We start from the raw sequence: 13,769 nt of genomic DNA on the forward strand, positions 1-13,769 counted from the left end.
TTGCGCCGATCTTGCACTTTCTGCCCCGGCATAAGGGGCAGTGGCGCCCATGTCGCCAACCGGAAGTGCAAGATCGGCGCAGGGGGCGGGGTCTGGGTCAGCTGCGGGCGATCTGGTCGAGGATGTCGGTGAGGGCCTTCGGCTCGCTGAGCATCGGCCAGTGCCCGGTGGGCAACCCGTGCAGCTGGCCGTCGGTCAGCTCGGTGAAGAACGGGTGCTCCTGTCGGATCATCTGCCGCACCACGTCGAGCGGGATGGTGCTGGCGACCAGCGCGGTCGGCACCGAGCGCCCGCCGGTGCGTCGGACCGGGTCGGTGGCGGTCCGCAGCGGCTGCGGGGTGGCCCGGGTGCGCAGCAGCGCGAGCGTCGGCTCGTCGAGGCCGGCCAGGTTGGTCGGGTCGGCTTCCGGGTCCCAGGCGGGCGGCGGCAGCAGGTGCCCGGTGCCGATCGCCTCGCGCAGCCGCTGCTGCTCCTCCGGCGGCAGCGTGTCGAACTGCGCCGTGCCGTCCGGCAACGGCCCACTCTCCACATAGACGACCCGGGCGATCCGGTCCGGGACGCGGTCCGCGGCCTGGGCTGCCGGCATCCCGCCGCCGGAGTGCCCGACCAGCAGGACGTCGCGCAGGTCCTCGACCTCGATCAGCCGGACGATGTCGGTGGTGTGCGTGTCCAGGCTGACCTGGGGCCCGGCGAGGTGGTCGCGTTCGGCCAGCCCGGTCAGTGTCATCGGGTGGACCTCGTGCCCCTGCGACCGCAGCGCGGCGGTCACGTCCCGCCACGCCCAGGCGCCCAGCCAGAACCCCGGGACCAGCACGAATGTCGCCATCTGTCGCTCCTTTGCTCGGTTACCGCTAGACCGTACGATCGAATCCGGACAGGATCCGCCCGGTTTGGAGGAGTGGCCCGTGTCACATCCCGCAGGTCGGGTGCTGGCCCTGCTGGAACTGCTGCAGGGCCGGCACCGGTCGACCGCCGCCGACCTCGCCGGCCAGCTCGGCGTGGACGAGCGGACCGTGCGCCGGTATGCGACAACGCTTGTCGAGCTGGGCATCCCCGTCACCGCCGACCGGGGTCGCCACGGCGGCTATCGGCTGCACCCCGGCTACAAGCTGCCGCCGCTGATGCTCACCGACGACGAGGCGGTGGCCGTGCTGCTCGGTCTCGTCGTCGCCGAACGGGTCGGGCTCGCCACCGAGCAGCCCGCCACCGCCAGCGCGCTGGCGAAGATCCGCCGGGTGCTGCCGGCGGCGCTCGCCGACCGGCTCGCTGCCGTCCAGGAGCATCTGGGCTTCACCCTGCGTCGCCCGGAAGCGGAACGCGGACCGGCGTCGGGCACCCTGCTCGCGCTGGCCTCGGCCGCCCGGCACCGGCAGCGGGTGGCGCTGGACTACCGCTCCTGGCGGGGCGAACGATCGCACCGCGAGCTCGACCCGTACGGGTTGGTCTTCCACGCCGGCCGCTGGTACGTCACCGGCCACGATCACCGGCGCGGGGAGGTCCGGACCTTCCGGCTGGACCGGATCGGCGCGGTGACGCCCGGCCTGGCGACGTTCACCGTGCCGGACGGTTTCGAGGCGGTGGCCTTTGTGACCCGGTCGCTGGCCGGGGTGCCGTACCCGCACGAGGTCGAGGTGGTGCTGGAGACCGACCTGGTGGCCGCCCGCCGCCGGATCCCGCCCAGCGTGGCCGAGTTGACCGTCACCACCGACGGGGTGCTGCTGCGGGCCCGGGCGGAGAGCCTGCCCGGGATGGCCGCGCTGCTCGCCGGGCTGGGCTGTCCGTTCACCGTGCGGCGTCCGGACGCGCTGCGCGTCGCGGTGGCCGAGCACGCCCGCCGGTTGGCCGACTGGGCGGCCCGGCCAGCAGGTGGACAGGCGCCGTCGCCGCGCCGCCCACTGGACTAGGCTGCCGGCGATGGACGAGGTGACCCGGATTCCGGTCGGCGGCGAGCGGCCGTACGACGTCTTGGTGGGACGTGACCTGCTGGGCGCGCTGCCTGGCCTGCTGCCCGGCGCGACGCGGGTGGCGGTGCTGCACGCGCCTCCGCTCAAGGCCCTCGCGGACGCGCTCGGCGAGCGGCTGCGCGCCGCCGGCGTCGAGCCGCTGCCGATCGAGGTCCCCGACGCCGAGTCGGGCAAACACATCGACGTGGCCTCCGCCTGCTGGGACCGGCTGGGAGCGGCGGGCTTCACCCGTACCGACGCGGTGGTCGGGGTGGGCGGCGGCGCGGTCACCGACCTGGCCGGCTTCGTCGCGGCCTGCTGGTTGCGGGGGGTGCGCTGGGTGCCGGTGGCGACCTCGCTGCTGGGCATGGTCGACGCCGCGGTGGGCGGGAAGACGGGCATCAACACGGCCGCCGGCAAGAACCTGGTCGGCGCGTTCCACCCGCCGGTCGGGGTGCTGGCCGACCTGGCCACGCTGGACAGCCTGCCCGCTGTCGACCTGGCGGCCGGGTTGGCCGAGGTCGTCAAGTGCGGGTTCATCGCCGACCCGACGATCCTGGATCTCGTCGAGGCCGACCCGGTGGCCGCCACCGACCCGCGTGCGGCGGTGAGCCGGGAGCTGATCGAACGGGCGATCCGGGTCAAGGCCGACGTGGTCGCCGGCGACCTGCGCGAGTCGGGCCTGCGGGAGGTGCTCAACTACGGCCACACCCTGGCCCACGCCATCGAGCAGCACGAGGGCTACCGCTGGCGGCACGGTCACGCCGTCGCCGTCGGTCTGGTGTACGCGGCCACGCTGGCCCGCCTCGCCGGGCGGCTGGACGCGCCGACCGCCGACCGGCACCGGGTCACGTTGACCGCGCTGGGCCTGCCGGTGAGCTACCCGGTCGACGCCTGGCCGCAGCTACTGGCCGCGATGCGGGTGGACAAGAAGACCCGGGGCAGTCGGCTGCGCTTCGTGGTGCTCGACGGGCTGGCCCGCCCGGCGATGCTGGAGGGTCCGGACGACGCGTTGCTGGCGGCGGCGTACCAGGAGGTGGCCAGCCCGTGAGCGCGAGGAGTGAGCCGGGTTTGCGAGCCCCGCAGTCGCGAACGACGGAGGCACCGTGAGGGTCTACGTGCTGAACGGGCCGAACCTGGGCCGGCTGGGCACCCGTGAGCCCGACGTGTACGGCGCGACCACCTACGCCGACCTCGTGGCGCTCTGCGAGACCACCGGTCGGGAGCTGGGGCTGACGGTGACGGTCCGGCAGACCGACGCCGAGCACGAACTGCTCGGCTGGCTGCACACCGCCGCCGACGAGGGCGCCGCGGTGGTGCTCAACCCGGCCGCCTGGTCGCACTACTCGTACGCCGTGCGGGACGCCTGCGCGATGCTGCGCGGGCCGTTGGTGGAGGTGCACATCTCCAACATCCACACCCGTGAGGAGTTCCGGCACCACTCGGTGGTGTCGGCGGTGGCGACCGGTGTGATCTGCGGTTTGGGCATTGACGGCTATCGCCTCGCCCTGCACCATCTGGCCAGCCGCTGAGGGCCCACCGACTGAGCGCTCCGAACGCGGGGCGGTCCGATTCGACGCAGCTTGTAGACTTGCCAGGTCTGTCCGCCAATTGATGATCAAGGCAGGAAATGGCCTCCACCAACGACCTCAAAAACGGCCTGGTACTCAACCTGGATGGCGAGCTGTGGGCCGTCGTCGAGTTCCAGCACGTCAAGCCCGGTAAGGGTGGTGCCTTCGTGCGCACCACGCTGAAGAACGTGCTGTCCGGGAAGGTGGTCGACAAGACCTTCAACGCGGGCACCAAGGTCGAGACCGCGACCGTTGACAAGCGCACGATGCAGTACCTGTACGCCGACGGCGAGGACTTCGTCTTCATGGATCTGGAGACCTTCGACCAGATCACCGTGCCCGGTGGCACCGTCGGTGAGGCAGCCAACTACCTGCTTCCCGAGGCGGAGGCGACCGTCGCCCAGCACGAGGGTGTGCCGCTCTACATCGAGCTGCCCACCAGCGTCGTGCTGGAGGTCACCTACACCGAGCCGGGCCTGCAGGGCGACCGCTCGACCGGCGGCACCAAGCCGGCGACCGTGGAGACCGGCGCCACCGTGCCGGTTCCGCTGTTCATCACCACCGGCGAGAAGATCAAGGTCGACACCCGCGACGGCCGTTACCTCGGCCGCGCCTGATGGCTGAGGGTGCCAAGCAGCAGATGCCGGCGCGCCGCAAGGCGCGCAAGCGGGCGCTGGATGTCCTCTACGAGGCCGACCTTCGGGACAAGCCTCCGGTGGAGGTGCTCGCCGGCTACGTGCAGCGGATCGAGCAGCCCCGGCCGGAGCATCTGGGCTACGCGGTGGGCCTGGTCGAGGGCGTCGCCGAGCACCTCAACCGGATCGACGAGCTGATCGCCAGCTACGCCGAGGGTTGGACGCTGGAGCGGATGCCGGTCGTCGACCGCAATCTGGCCCGGATCGCCGTCTACGAGTTGCTCTACGTCGACGAGATCGACGACGCGGTGGCGATCAGCGAGGCCGTGGAACTGGCCCGGCAGATGTCGACCGACGATTCGCCGCGCTTCCTCAACGGGGTGCTCGGCCGGATCGCCGAGTACGCCACCCGCTGAGCGTCGCGCCGACGAACGCCGCTGCACCGAAGGGGCCCGTGCCATCCGGCACGGGCCCCTTCGGTGCAGCGGTGGATCAGGAGGCGAAGAACGCCCGGGGGTCGGCCACCAGCACGCCGTGCTCGGTGAGCCGCTCGATCAGACCCGACGGTGAGGCGTCGTAGACGATCGCGAGGGCCCGCAGGTCGTCGGCGCGGATGGAGAGCACCCGACCGTTGTAGTCGCCGCGCTGCTGCTGGATGGCGCGGGCGTAGCGGGCCACGTAGGCCAGGTCCTCGGAGGCCTCGTCGTAGAGCCGCTCCAGGTCCAGGACAATCTTGCTGGTGGGCTCGTGACGGACGCCACTGCCGTCAGGCAGCAGCTCCGAGACGGGTACGCGGTAGAACTCGGCCAGCTCGGCCAGACGGGACACCGTCACGGCCCGGTCGCCACGCTCGTACGAGCCGACCACCACGGCCTTCCACCGCCCGTTCGACTTCTCCTCCACACCCTGCAGGGAGAGACCCTGCTGCTGGCGGATGGAGCGCAGGCGGGCGCCCAGAGACTTGGCGTATTCAGAGGGCATTCGGACACTCCCAGTGCTGCTCGGGGTTCTCCCGTCGATCGCTACGGAGCGTGACGGTACGGGGAATGCGACACGTGGTCAAGTGGTCGTGACCCTACCGTTGGGGAGCGTCCGGGAAGTTATCCCCTTTTCCCGCGCCTGACCCGGTGGTCAGCAGCCGCCGTCCATCGGCCCGGTGACCACTGGTAACGTGGCGGGAGCCCCGGTCCAGGTCTGCTCAGCGGTCCGGCCGGAGGTGCCCGACATCCTTTAACGACCCGTCCCGTGAGGCGGGGAAGGAGGTCCGCCGTGGCATACCCACCGGCTGCCCGCTCGTCGCCACCGCGACAACCCTCGGTGAAGGTGATCCTCGCCAGCGCCGACGTGCAACGCGTGGTCGACCGCATCGCCCACCAGATCCTGGAGAAGACCCAGGGCGCCGCGAACACGGTGCTGCTGGGGATCCCCACCCGGGGCACCCCGCTCGCCCGACGGCTCGCCGACCGGATCAGCACCTTCGAGGACGTCGTCGTCCCGGTGGGTGTGCTCGACATCACCCTGTACCGCGACGACCTCCGTCGGCACGCCACCCGCGCGGTGGGCCCGACCGAGCTGCCCTCCGGCGGGATCGACGGCAAACGGGTCATCCTGGTCGACGACGTGCTCTTCTCCGGTCGCACCGTCCGGGCCGCGCTGGACGCGCTCAACGACGTGGGCCGCCCGGCGTCGGTGCAACTGGCCGTCCTGGTCGACCGGGGTCACCGGGAGCTGCCGATCCGCGCCGACTACGTCGGCAAGAACATCCCGACCTCGCTCGCGGAGAGCGTGAAGGTGACGCTCGCCGAAACCGACGGCGTCGACGAGGTCAAGCTGTACGGGGGAGCAAACTCATGATCAAGCACCTGCTCTCCGGCGGTGACCTGGACGCCGACACCGCCACCGAGATCCTGGACACCGCCGCCGAGATGGCCACCGTCGCCGGCCGGGAGATCAAGAAGCTTCCCGCGCTGCGCGGGCGGACCGTGGTGAACCTCTTCTACGAGGACTCCACGCGGACCCGGATCTCCTTCGAGGCGGCGGCGAAGCGACTCAGCGCCGACGTGATCAACTTTTCCGCGAAGGGGTCCAGCGTCACCAAGGGCGAGAGCCTGAAGGACACCGCGTTGACCCTGCAGGCCATGGGCGCGGACGCCGTCGTCGTCCGACACCCCGCCTCCGGCGCGCCGCACCGGCTGGCCAACTGGGTGGACGGGTCGGTGGTCAACGCCGGCGACGGCACCCACGAGCACCCCACCCAGGCGCTGCTGGACGCGTACACCATGCGGGCCCGGCTGGGTCGGCTCGCCGGCCTGTCGGTGGCGGTGGTCGGGGACGTGCTGCACTCCCGGGTCGCCCGCTCCAACGTGCTGCTGCTGTCCACCCTCGGCGCCAAGGTCACCCTGGTCGGCCCGCCGACCCTCATCCCGGTCGACATCGCGGGCGCACTCGCCCCCGGCACCGACGTCTCCTACGACCTCGACTCCGTCCTACCCAACGTGGACGTGGTGATGATGCTGCGGGTGCAGCGGGAGCGGATGAACGACTCCTACTTCCCCTCCGCCCGCGAGTACGCCCGCCGCTACGGGCTGGACGGGCCGCGGATGCGCCGGCTGCCCGAGCACGCGATCGTCATGCACCCCGGCCCGATGAACCGGGGGATGGAGATCACCCCCGAGGTCGCCGACTCACCCCGCTCCACCATCGTCGAACAGGTCACCAACGGGGTCTCCGTGCGGATGGCTGTCCTTTACCTGCTGCTCGGAGGGAACAACCGGTGACCGCGTACCTGATCACCAGCGTGAGCGTCGTCGGCGCCGCGCCGACCGACCTGCTGATCCGCGACGGCGTGGTCGCCGACGTCGGTCCCGGCCTGACCGCGCCGGACGCCACAGTCATCGACGGCACCGGCCTGGTCGCCCTGCCCGGCCTGGTCGACCTGCACACCCACCTGCGCGAGCCCGGCCGGGAGGACGCCGAGACCGTCGAGTCCGGTTCCCGGGCGGCGGCGTTGGGCGGCTACACGGCCGTGTGCGCGATGGCCAACACCTCCCCGGTGGCGGACACCGCCGGTGTGGTCGAGCAGGTCTGGCGGCTCGGCCGGGAAGCCAACCTGGTCGACGTGCAGCCGATCGGCGCGGTCACCGTCGGGCTGGCCGGCGAACGGCTGGCCGAGCTGGGCGCGATGGCCGACTCGGCGGCCCGGGTGCGGATCTTCTCCGACGACGGGCACTGCGTCGCCGACCCGAAGTTGATGCGCCGCGCCCTGGAATACGTCAAGGCGTTCGACGGGATCATCGCCCAGCACGCCGAGGAGCCCCGGCTCACCGAGGGCGCCCAGATGCACGAGGGCGAGGTCTCCACCCGGCTCGGCCTGATCGGCTGGCCGGCGGTCGCCGAGGAGGCGATCATCGCCCGGGACGTGCTGCTCGCCGAGCACGTGGGCAGCCGACTGCACGTCTGCCACGTCTCCACCGCCGGCAGCGTCGAGGTGCTGCGCCAGGCGAAGGCACGCGGGGTACGGGTGACCGCTGAGGTGACCCCTCACCACCTGCTGCTCACCGACGTCAAGGCCGAGACCTACGACCCGGTCTTCAAGGTCAACCCGCCGTTGCGGACGGCCGCTGACGTCACCGCGCTGCGCGCCGCCCTCGCCGACGGGGTGATCGACGTGATCGCCACCGATCACGCCCCGCACGCGGTGGAGGACAAGGAGTGCGAGTGGGCGTACGCCCGGCCGGGCATGCTCGGTCTGGAGACGGCCCTCTCCATCGCGCTGGACGTGCTCGGTCCCCAGTGGGACCTGATCGCCGAGCGGATGTCGCGCACCCCCGCCCGGATCGCCGGCCTCACCGGGCACGGCGTCGACCCCGCGCCGGGAGTGCCGGCCAACCTGACAGTGATCGACCCGGCCGCCCGCCGCACCATCGAGCCGGCGGAGTTGGCCAGTCGCAGTCGCAACACCCCGTACGCCCGCATGACGCTGCCAGGTCGCATCGTGGCGACCTTCCTGCGCGGCGAGCCGACGGTCCTGGACGGAAAGGCAACCAAGTGACGCGCAGACGTTCCGCGATCCTCGTACTGGAGGACGGGCGCACGTTCCCCGGTGAGGCGTACGGGAGTGTCGGGGAGACCTTCGGCGAGGCGGTCTTCACCACCGGCATGACCGGTTACCAGGAGACGCTGACCGACCCGTCGTACCACCGGCAGGTGGTGGTGCAGACCGCCCCGCACATCGGCAACACCGGCGTCAACGGCGAGGACGACGAGTCCGGCCGGATCTGGGTGGCCGGCTACGTGGTGCGCGACCCGGCCCGGATCGGCTCGAACTGGCGCGCCACCGGCTCGCTGGAGGACCGCCTCGCCACCGAGGGTGTGGTCGGCATCAGCGGGGTGGACACCCGGGCCCTGACCCGGCACCTGCGCGAGCGCGGGGCCATGCGGGTCGGCATCTCCAGCGTCGAGACCGACCCGCAGCGCCTGCTGACCCGGGTCCGCCAGGCCCCGCAGATGGTCGGCGCGGACCTCTCCGCCGAGGTGAGCACCACCGAGCCGTACGTCGTCGAGGCGGTCGGCGAGCACCGGTTCACGGTGGCCGCACTGGACCTGGGCATCAAGCGCAACGTGCCGCGGCGGCTGGCCACCCGCGGGGTGACCACCCACGTGCTGCCGGCGTCGTCGACCATCGACGAGATGCTCGCCACCGGCGCCGACGCGATCTTCCTGTCGCCGGGCCCGGGCGACCCGGCCACCGCCGACGCGCCGGTGGCGCTGGCCCGGGAGGCGCTGCGGCGGGAGGTGCCGCTGTTCGGCATCTGCTTCGGCAGCCAGATCCTCGGTCGGGCGCTCGGCTTCGGCACCTACAAGCTGGGCTACGGCCACCGGGGGATCAACCAGCCGGTGCTCGACCGGGTCACCGGCAAGGTCGAGGTGACCAGCCACAACCACGGCTTCGCCGTCCAGGTGCCCGGTGCCGGCGTCGGCGCCGTCGTCCCCGACCAGGTGATCGACACCGAGTTCGGCGGCGTTCAGGTGTCCCACGTCTGCCTCAATGACAACGTGGTCGAGGGGCTGCGGGCCATCGACGTGCCCGCGTTCACCGTCCAGTACCACCCGGAGGCGGCGGCCGGCCCGCACGACGCGGACTACCTCTTCGACCGTTTCGCCGAGCTCATCGAGGGCCGGAACCACAGCAAGGGGCGCAGCAATGCCTAAGCGGACCGATCTCAAGCACATCCTGGTGATCGGCTCCGGGCCGATCGTCATCGGGCAGGCCTGCGAGTTCGACTACTCCGGCACCCAGGCCTGCCGGGTCCTGCGCAGCGAGGGGATCCGGGTCAGCCTGGTCAACTCCAACCCGGCGACGATCATGACGGACCCGGAGTTCGCCGACGCGACGTACGTCGAGCCGATCACCCCGGAGTTCGTGGAACTGGTCATCGCCAAGGAGCGCCCGGACGCGATCCTCGCGACCCTCGGCGGGCAGACCGCGCTGAACACCGCCGTCGCCCTGCACGAGAACGGTGTCCTGGAGAAGTACGGCGTGGAGTTGATCGGCGCGAACATCGACGCCATCAACCGGGGCGAGGACCGCCAGCTCTTCAAGGAGATCGTCGCCAAGGCCGGCGTACGCCTGGGTGTCGAGGACCCGGCGGGCCTGGTGCCCCGCTCCCGGGTCTGCCACTCGATGGAGGAGGTCGAGGCGACCGTCGCCGAGCTGGGCCTGCCGGTGGTGATCCGCCCGTCGTTCACCATGGGTGGCCTGGGCTCCGGCATGGCGCACACCCCGGAGGACCTGGCCCGCATCGCCGGTGACGGCCTGGCCGCCAGCCCGGTGCACGAGGTGCTCATCGAGGAGAGCGTGCTCGGCTGGAAGGAGTACGAGCTCGAGCTGATGCGCGACCGGCACGACAACGTGGTGGTGGTCTGCTCGATCGAGAACATCGACCCGATGGGTGTGCACACCGGCGACAGCGTCACGGTGGCGCCGGCCATGACGCTCACCGACCGGGAGTACCAGCGCCTGCGTGACCTGGGCATCGCCGTGCTGCGCGAGGTCGGGGTGGACACCGGCGGCTGCAACATCCAGTTCGCGGTCAACCCGGTCGACGGCCGGATCGTCGTGATCGAGATGAACCCCCGGGTGTCGCGGTCCTCGGCGCTGGCCTCCAAGGCGACCGGCTTCCCGATCGCGAAGATCGCCGCCAAGCTGGCCATCGGCTACACCCTCGACGAGATCCCCAACGACATCACGTTGAAGACTCCGGCGGCGTTCGAGCCGTCCCTCGACTACGTGGTGGTGAAGATCCCCCGGTTCGCGTTCGAGAAGTTCCCCGGCGCGGACCCGGAGCTGACCACCACGATGAAGTCGGTGGGCGAGGCGATGAGCCTCGGGCGTAACTTCACCGAGGCGCTGAACAAGGCGATGCGCTCGATGGAGACGAAGTCGGCCGGTTTCTGGACCGTGCCGGACCCGGCGGGCGTCACCCTCGCCGACACCCTCGCCGCGCTGCGGATCCCGCACGACGGCCGGCTGTACACAGTCGAGCGGGCGCTGCGCCTGGGCGCGTCGATCGCCGAGGTCGCCGAGGCGTCCGGCGGGATCGACCCGTGGTTCCTGGACCAGATCGCCGCGCTGATCGAGTTGCGCGCCGAGATCGTCGACGCGCCGGTGCTCGACGCCGACCTGTTGCGCCGCGCCAAGCGGGCCGGTCTGTCCGACCGGCAGCTCGCCGCGCTCCGCCCGGAGCTGGCCGCCGAGGACGGCGTCCGGACCCTGCGGCACCGCCTCGACGTGCGCCCGGTCTACAAGACCGTGGACACCTGCGCGGCCGAGTTCGAGGCGACCACGCCGTACCACTACTCGACGTACGACCTGGAGACCGAGGTCGTGCCGTCGGACCGGCCGAAGGTGCTGATCCTGGGCTCCGGCCCGAACCGGATCGGGCAGGGCATCGAGTTCGACTACTCCTGCGTGCACGCCGTTCAGGCGTTGCGGACGGCCGGTTACGAGACCGTGATGGTCAACTGCAACCCGGAGACGGTCTCCACCGACTACGACACCGCCGACCGGCTCTACTTCGAGCCGCTGACCTTCGAGGACGTGCTGGAGGTCTGGCACGCGGAGGACTCGTCCGGCCGGGCGGCCGGCGGGCCGGGGGTGGTCGGGGTGGTCGTGCAGCTCGGCGGGCAGACCCCGCTGGGGCTGGCACAGCGGCTCAAGAACGCCGGTGTGCCGATCGTCGGCACCTCCCCGGAGTCGATCCACCTGGCCGAGGAGCGGGGCGCGTTCGGCGCGGTGCTGGCCCGCGCCGGGCTGCGCGCGCCGTCGCACGGCATGGCCACCTCGTACGACGAGGCGAAGGCCATCGCCGACGAGATCGGCTACCCGGTGCTGGTCCGGCCGTCGTACGTGCTGGGCGGGCGGGGCATGGAGATCGTCTACGACGATCCGACGCTGCGCGACTACATCGGTCGGGCCACCGACATCTCCCCGGACCACCCGGTGCTGGTGGACCGGTTCCTCGACGACGCCATCGAGATCGACGTGGACGCGCTCTGCGACGCCGACGGCGAGGTCTACATCGGCGGCGTGATGGAGCACATCGAGGAGGCCGGCATCCACTCCGGCGACTCGTCCTGCGCGCTCCCGCCGATCACCCTCGCCGGCTCGCACCTCGCGGAGGTACGCCGCTACACCGAGGCGATCGCCCGGGGCGTCGGCGTGCGGGGCCTGCTCAACGTGCAGTACGCCCTCAAGGACGACGTGCTCTACGTCCTGGAGGCCAACCCGCGCGCGTCGCGGACCGTTCCGTTCGTCTCCAAGGCCACGGCGGTGCCGCTGGCCAAGGCGGCGGCGCGGATCGCGCTCGGGGCGAGCATCGCCGAGCTGCGCGCCGAGGGCCTGCTGCCGGCCACCGGGGACGGGGGCACGATGCCCGCTGACGCCCCGGTGGCGGTGAAGGAGGCGGTGCTGCCGTTCAAGCGCTTCCGGACCCGCGCGGGCAAGGGGATCGACTCGCTGCTCGGCCCCGAGATGAAGTCGACCGGCGAGGTGATGGGCATCGACACCAACTTCGGGCACGCCTTCGCCAAGAGTCAGTCGGCCGCGTACGGGTCGTTGCCGACCGCCGGGAAGATCTTCGTCTCGGTGGCCAACCGCGACAAGCGCGGCATGATCTTCCCGATCAAGCGGCTGGCGGATCTGGGCTTCGAGATCGTCGCCACCGCCGGCACGGCCGAGGTGCTGCGCCGCCACGGCATCGCCTGTGAGCAGATCCGCAAGCACTACCAGGCCGGTGCGGGCGACGACGCGGTGTCGCTGATCGGCGGCGGCCACGTGGCGCTGGTGATCAACACCCCGCAGGGTTCCGGTGCCAGCGCCCGCTCGGACGGCTACGAGATCCGCAGCGCGGCCGTCACCGCGGACATCCCCTGCATCACCACCGTTCCCGGCGCGGCGGCGGCGGTGATGGGCATCGAGGCGCGTATCCGCGGCGACATGCAGGTCCGGCCTCTGCAGGACCTGCACGCCATCCTGCGGGCGGCCCAGTGACAGTGTTCGAGCGGGCGGTACGGCCGTGGTTGTTCCGGCTCGGCGGCGGGGACGCCGAGACGGCGCACGAGTGGACGCTGCGGCGGCTGGCGGCAGTGTCGCGGCGGCCGGCCGCGCTGGCCGCGCTGCGGTCCCGGTACGCGGTCGCCGCGCCGCGCACGGTGTTCGGGGTGCGCTTCCCCAACCCGGTCGGCCTGGCCGCCGGCATGGACAAGGACGGCGCGGCGTTGCCGGCCTGGCCGGCGCTCGGCTTCGGGTTCGTGGAGGTCGGCACGGTCACCGCGCACGCCCAGCCGGGCAACCCCCGGCCCCGGCTGTTCCGGCTGCCGGCCAGCGAGGCGGTGGTCAACCGGATGGGCTTCAACAACGCCGGGGCGGCCGCGCTGGCTGCCCGGCTGGCGGCGTTACCGCGCCCGCTCGGAGTGCCGTTGGGCATCTCGCTGGGCAAGTCCAAGGTGACACCGCTCGACGAGGCGGTCGAGGACTACCTCGCCTCGTACCGGGCGCTGAGCGGGCACGGTGACTACTTCGCCGTGAACGTGTCCTCACCGAACACCCCGGGTCTGCGGTCGTTGCAGGACCGCGCCCACCTGGACGCGCTGCTCGGCGCACTGGTGGGGGAGAAGCCGGTGCTGGTGAAGATCGCGCCGGACCTGACCGAGGCGGCGATCGCCGAGTTGCTGGAGGTCTGCCTCGCCCGGGGCGCCGCCGGGGTGATCGCCACCAACACCACCCTGTCGCGCGACGGGCTCGCCGGCGTCGACGTCGAGCGCGGCGCGCAGGCCGGTGGTCTCTCCGGTCGGCCGCTCACCGGGCGGGCCCGCGACGTGGTCGCGTTCGTGCACCGTGAGACCGGCGGCCGGCTGCCGATCATCGGCGTCGGTGGTGTGCTGGACCCGGACGACGCGGCCCGGATGTTCGATGCCGGCGCCGCCCTGGTGCAGCTCTACACCGGCTTCATCTACCGGGGTCCGGCCCTGGTGCGGGCCGCCGTCCGCGCGACCGCCGGGTCCGCGCCCCCGTCGACGGCACCGGACCCCGTCGCCGGCCGGTGACCGTAGCCAGCCTG

The 13,769-nt window shown here is 71.9% G+C and carries 13 protein-coding genes; 11 read left to right on the forward strand and 2 right to left on the reverse strand.

What is annotated here, in order from left to right:
- Window positions 1-97: 97 nt before the first annotated feature.
- Window positions 98-826 carry an alpha/beta fold hydrolase gene (locus IF22_RS0123895; protein ID WP_030335638.1) on the reverse strand — a complete coding sequence of 243 codons (729 nt, stop codon included), beginning with the start codon at window positions 824-826 and terminating at the stop codon, window positions 98-100.
- A gap of 79 nt (window positions 827-905) precedes the next feature.
- Between IF22_RS0123895 and IF22_RS0123900 the strand changes: the two genes are divergently transcribed.
- The 5 genes from IF22_RS0123900 (at window position 906) to nusB (ending at window position 4,565) form a co-directional block, all read left to right on the forward strand.
- Window positions 906-1,904: a helix-turn-helix transcriptional regulator gene (locus IF22_RS0123900; RefSeq protein ID WP_030335640.1), complete on the forward strand. Its 999-nt coding sequence runs from the start codon at window positions 906-908 to the stop codon at window positions 1,902-1,904.
- Window positions 1,905-1,914: 10 nt separating this feature from the next.
- On the forward strand, window positions 1,915-2,994 hold the full coding sequence (gene aroB / locus IF22_RS0123905) for a 3-dehydroquinate synthase (protein ID WP_030335642.1): 1,080 nt from the start codon (window positions 1,915-1,917) through the stop codon (window positions 2,992-2,994).
- Window positions 2,995-3,049: 55 nt separating this feature from the next.
- Window positions 3,050-3,475, forward strand: coding sequence for a type II 3-dehydroquinate dehydratase (gene aroQ / locus IF22_RS0123910; RefSeq protein ID WP_030335643.1), 426 nt, complete (start codon window positions 3,050-3,052; stop codon window positions 3,473-3,475).
- 98 nt (window positions 3,476-3,573) lie between these two features.
- Window positions 3,574-4,131, forward strand: coding sequence for an elongation factor P (efp, locus tag IF22_RS0123915; protein ID WP_007458344.1), 558 nt, complete (start codon window positions 3,574-3,576; stop codon window positions 4,129-4,131).
- Window positions 4,132-4,154: 23 nt separating this feature from the next.
- The gene (gene nusB / locus IF22_RS0123920; RefSeq protein WP_184188983.1) at window positions 4,155-4,565 is read left to right on the forward strand and encodes a transcription antitermination factor NusB; all 411 of its coding nucleotides are present in this window, start codon (window positions 4,155-4,157) and stop codon (window positions 4,563-4,565) included.
- Window positions 4,566-4,641: 76 nt separating this feature from the next.
- On the opposite strand, the gene bldD is transcribed toward nusB, so the two are convergent.
- Window positions 4,642-5,130 carry a transcriptional regulator BldD gene (bldD, locus tag IF22_RS0123925; protein ID WP_007458348.1) on the reverse strand — a complete coding sequence of 163 codons (489 nt, stop codon included), beginning with the start codon at window positions 5,128-5,130 and terminating at the stop codon, window positions 4,642-4,644.
- A 288-nt stretch (window positions 5,131-5,418) separates the two neighbouring features.
- Between bldD and pyrR the strand changes: the two genes are divergently transcribed.
- From pyrR to IF22_RS0123955, 6 genes are read left to right on the forward strand one after another with little or no spacing between them, the layout of a single operon-like run.
- Window positions 5,419-6,003, forward strand: coding sequence for a bifunctional pyr operon transcriptional regulator/uracil phosphoribosyltransferase PyrR (gene pyrR / locus IF22_RS0123930; RefSeq protein WP_030335648.1), 585 nt, complete (start codon window positions 5,419-5,421; stop codon window positions 6,001-6,003).
- Window positions 6,000-6,926, forward strand: a complete 927-nt coding sequence (locus tag IF22_RS0123935; RefSeq protein WP_030335650.1) for an aspartate carbamoyltransferase catalytic subunit — start codon at window positions 6,000-6,002, stop codon at window positions 6,924-6,926. Before pyrR ends, IF22_RS0123935 begins: the two co-directional genes overlap by 4 nt.
- Window positions 6,923-8,200, forward strand: a complete 1,278-nt coding sequence (locus IF22_RS0123940) for a dihydroorotase (RefSeq protein ID WP_030335651.1) — start codon at window positions 6,923-6,925, stop codon at window positions 8,198-8,200. Before IF22_RS0123935 ends, IF22_RS0123940 begins: the two co-directional genes overlap by 4 nt.
- The gene (gene carA / locus IF22_RS0123945) at window positions 8,197-9,360 is read left to right on the forward strand and encodes a glutamine-hydrolyzing carbamoyl-phosphate synthase small subunit (RefSeq protein ID WP_030335653.1); all 1,164 of its coding nucleotides are present in this window, start codon (window positions 8,197-8,199) and stop codon (window positions 9,358-9,360) included. Before IF22_RS0123940 ends, carA begins: the two co-directional genes overlap by 4 nt.
- Entirely contained in the window at window positions 9,353-12,700 is a 3,348-nt protein-coding gene (gene carB / locus IF22_RS0123950; RefSeq protein ID WP_030335655.1) for a carbamoyl-phosphate synthase large subunit, read from the forward strand. Before carA ends, carB begins: the two co-directional genes overlap by 8 nt.
- A complete protein-coding gene (locus IF22_RS0123955) occupies window positions 12,697-13,755 on the forward strand; it encodes a quinone-dependent dihydroorotate dehydrogenase (RefSeq protein ID WP_030335656.1) in 1,059 nt (352 codons plus the stop codon). Before carB ends, IF22_RS0123955 begins: the two co-directional genes overlap by 4 nt.
- The last annotated feature ends 14 nt before the right edge of the window (window positions 13,756-13,769 follow it).

Origin of the sequence: Micromonospora parva (genome assembly GCF_000718515.1) — a bacterium.
Lineage (GTDB): Bacteria > Actinomycetota > Actinomycetes > Mycobacteriales > Micromonosporaceae > Micromonospora > Micromonospora parva.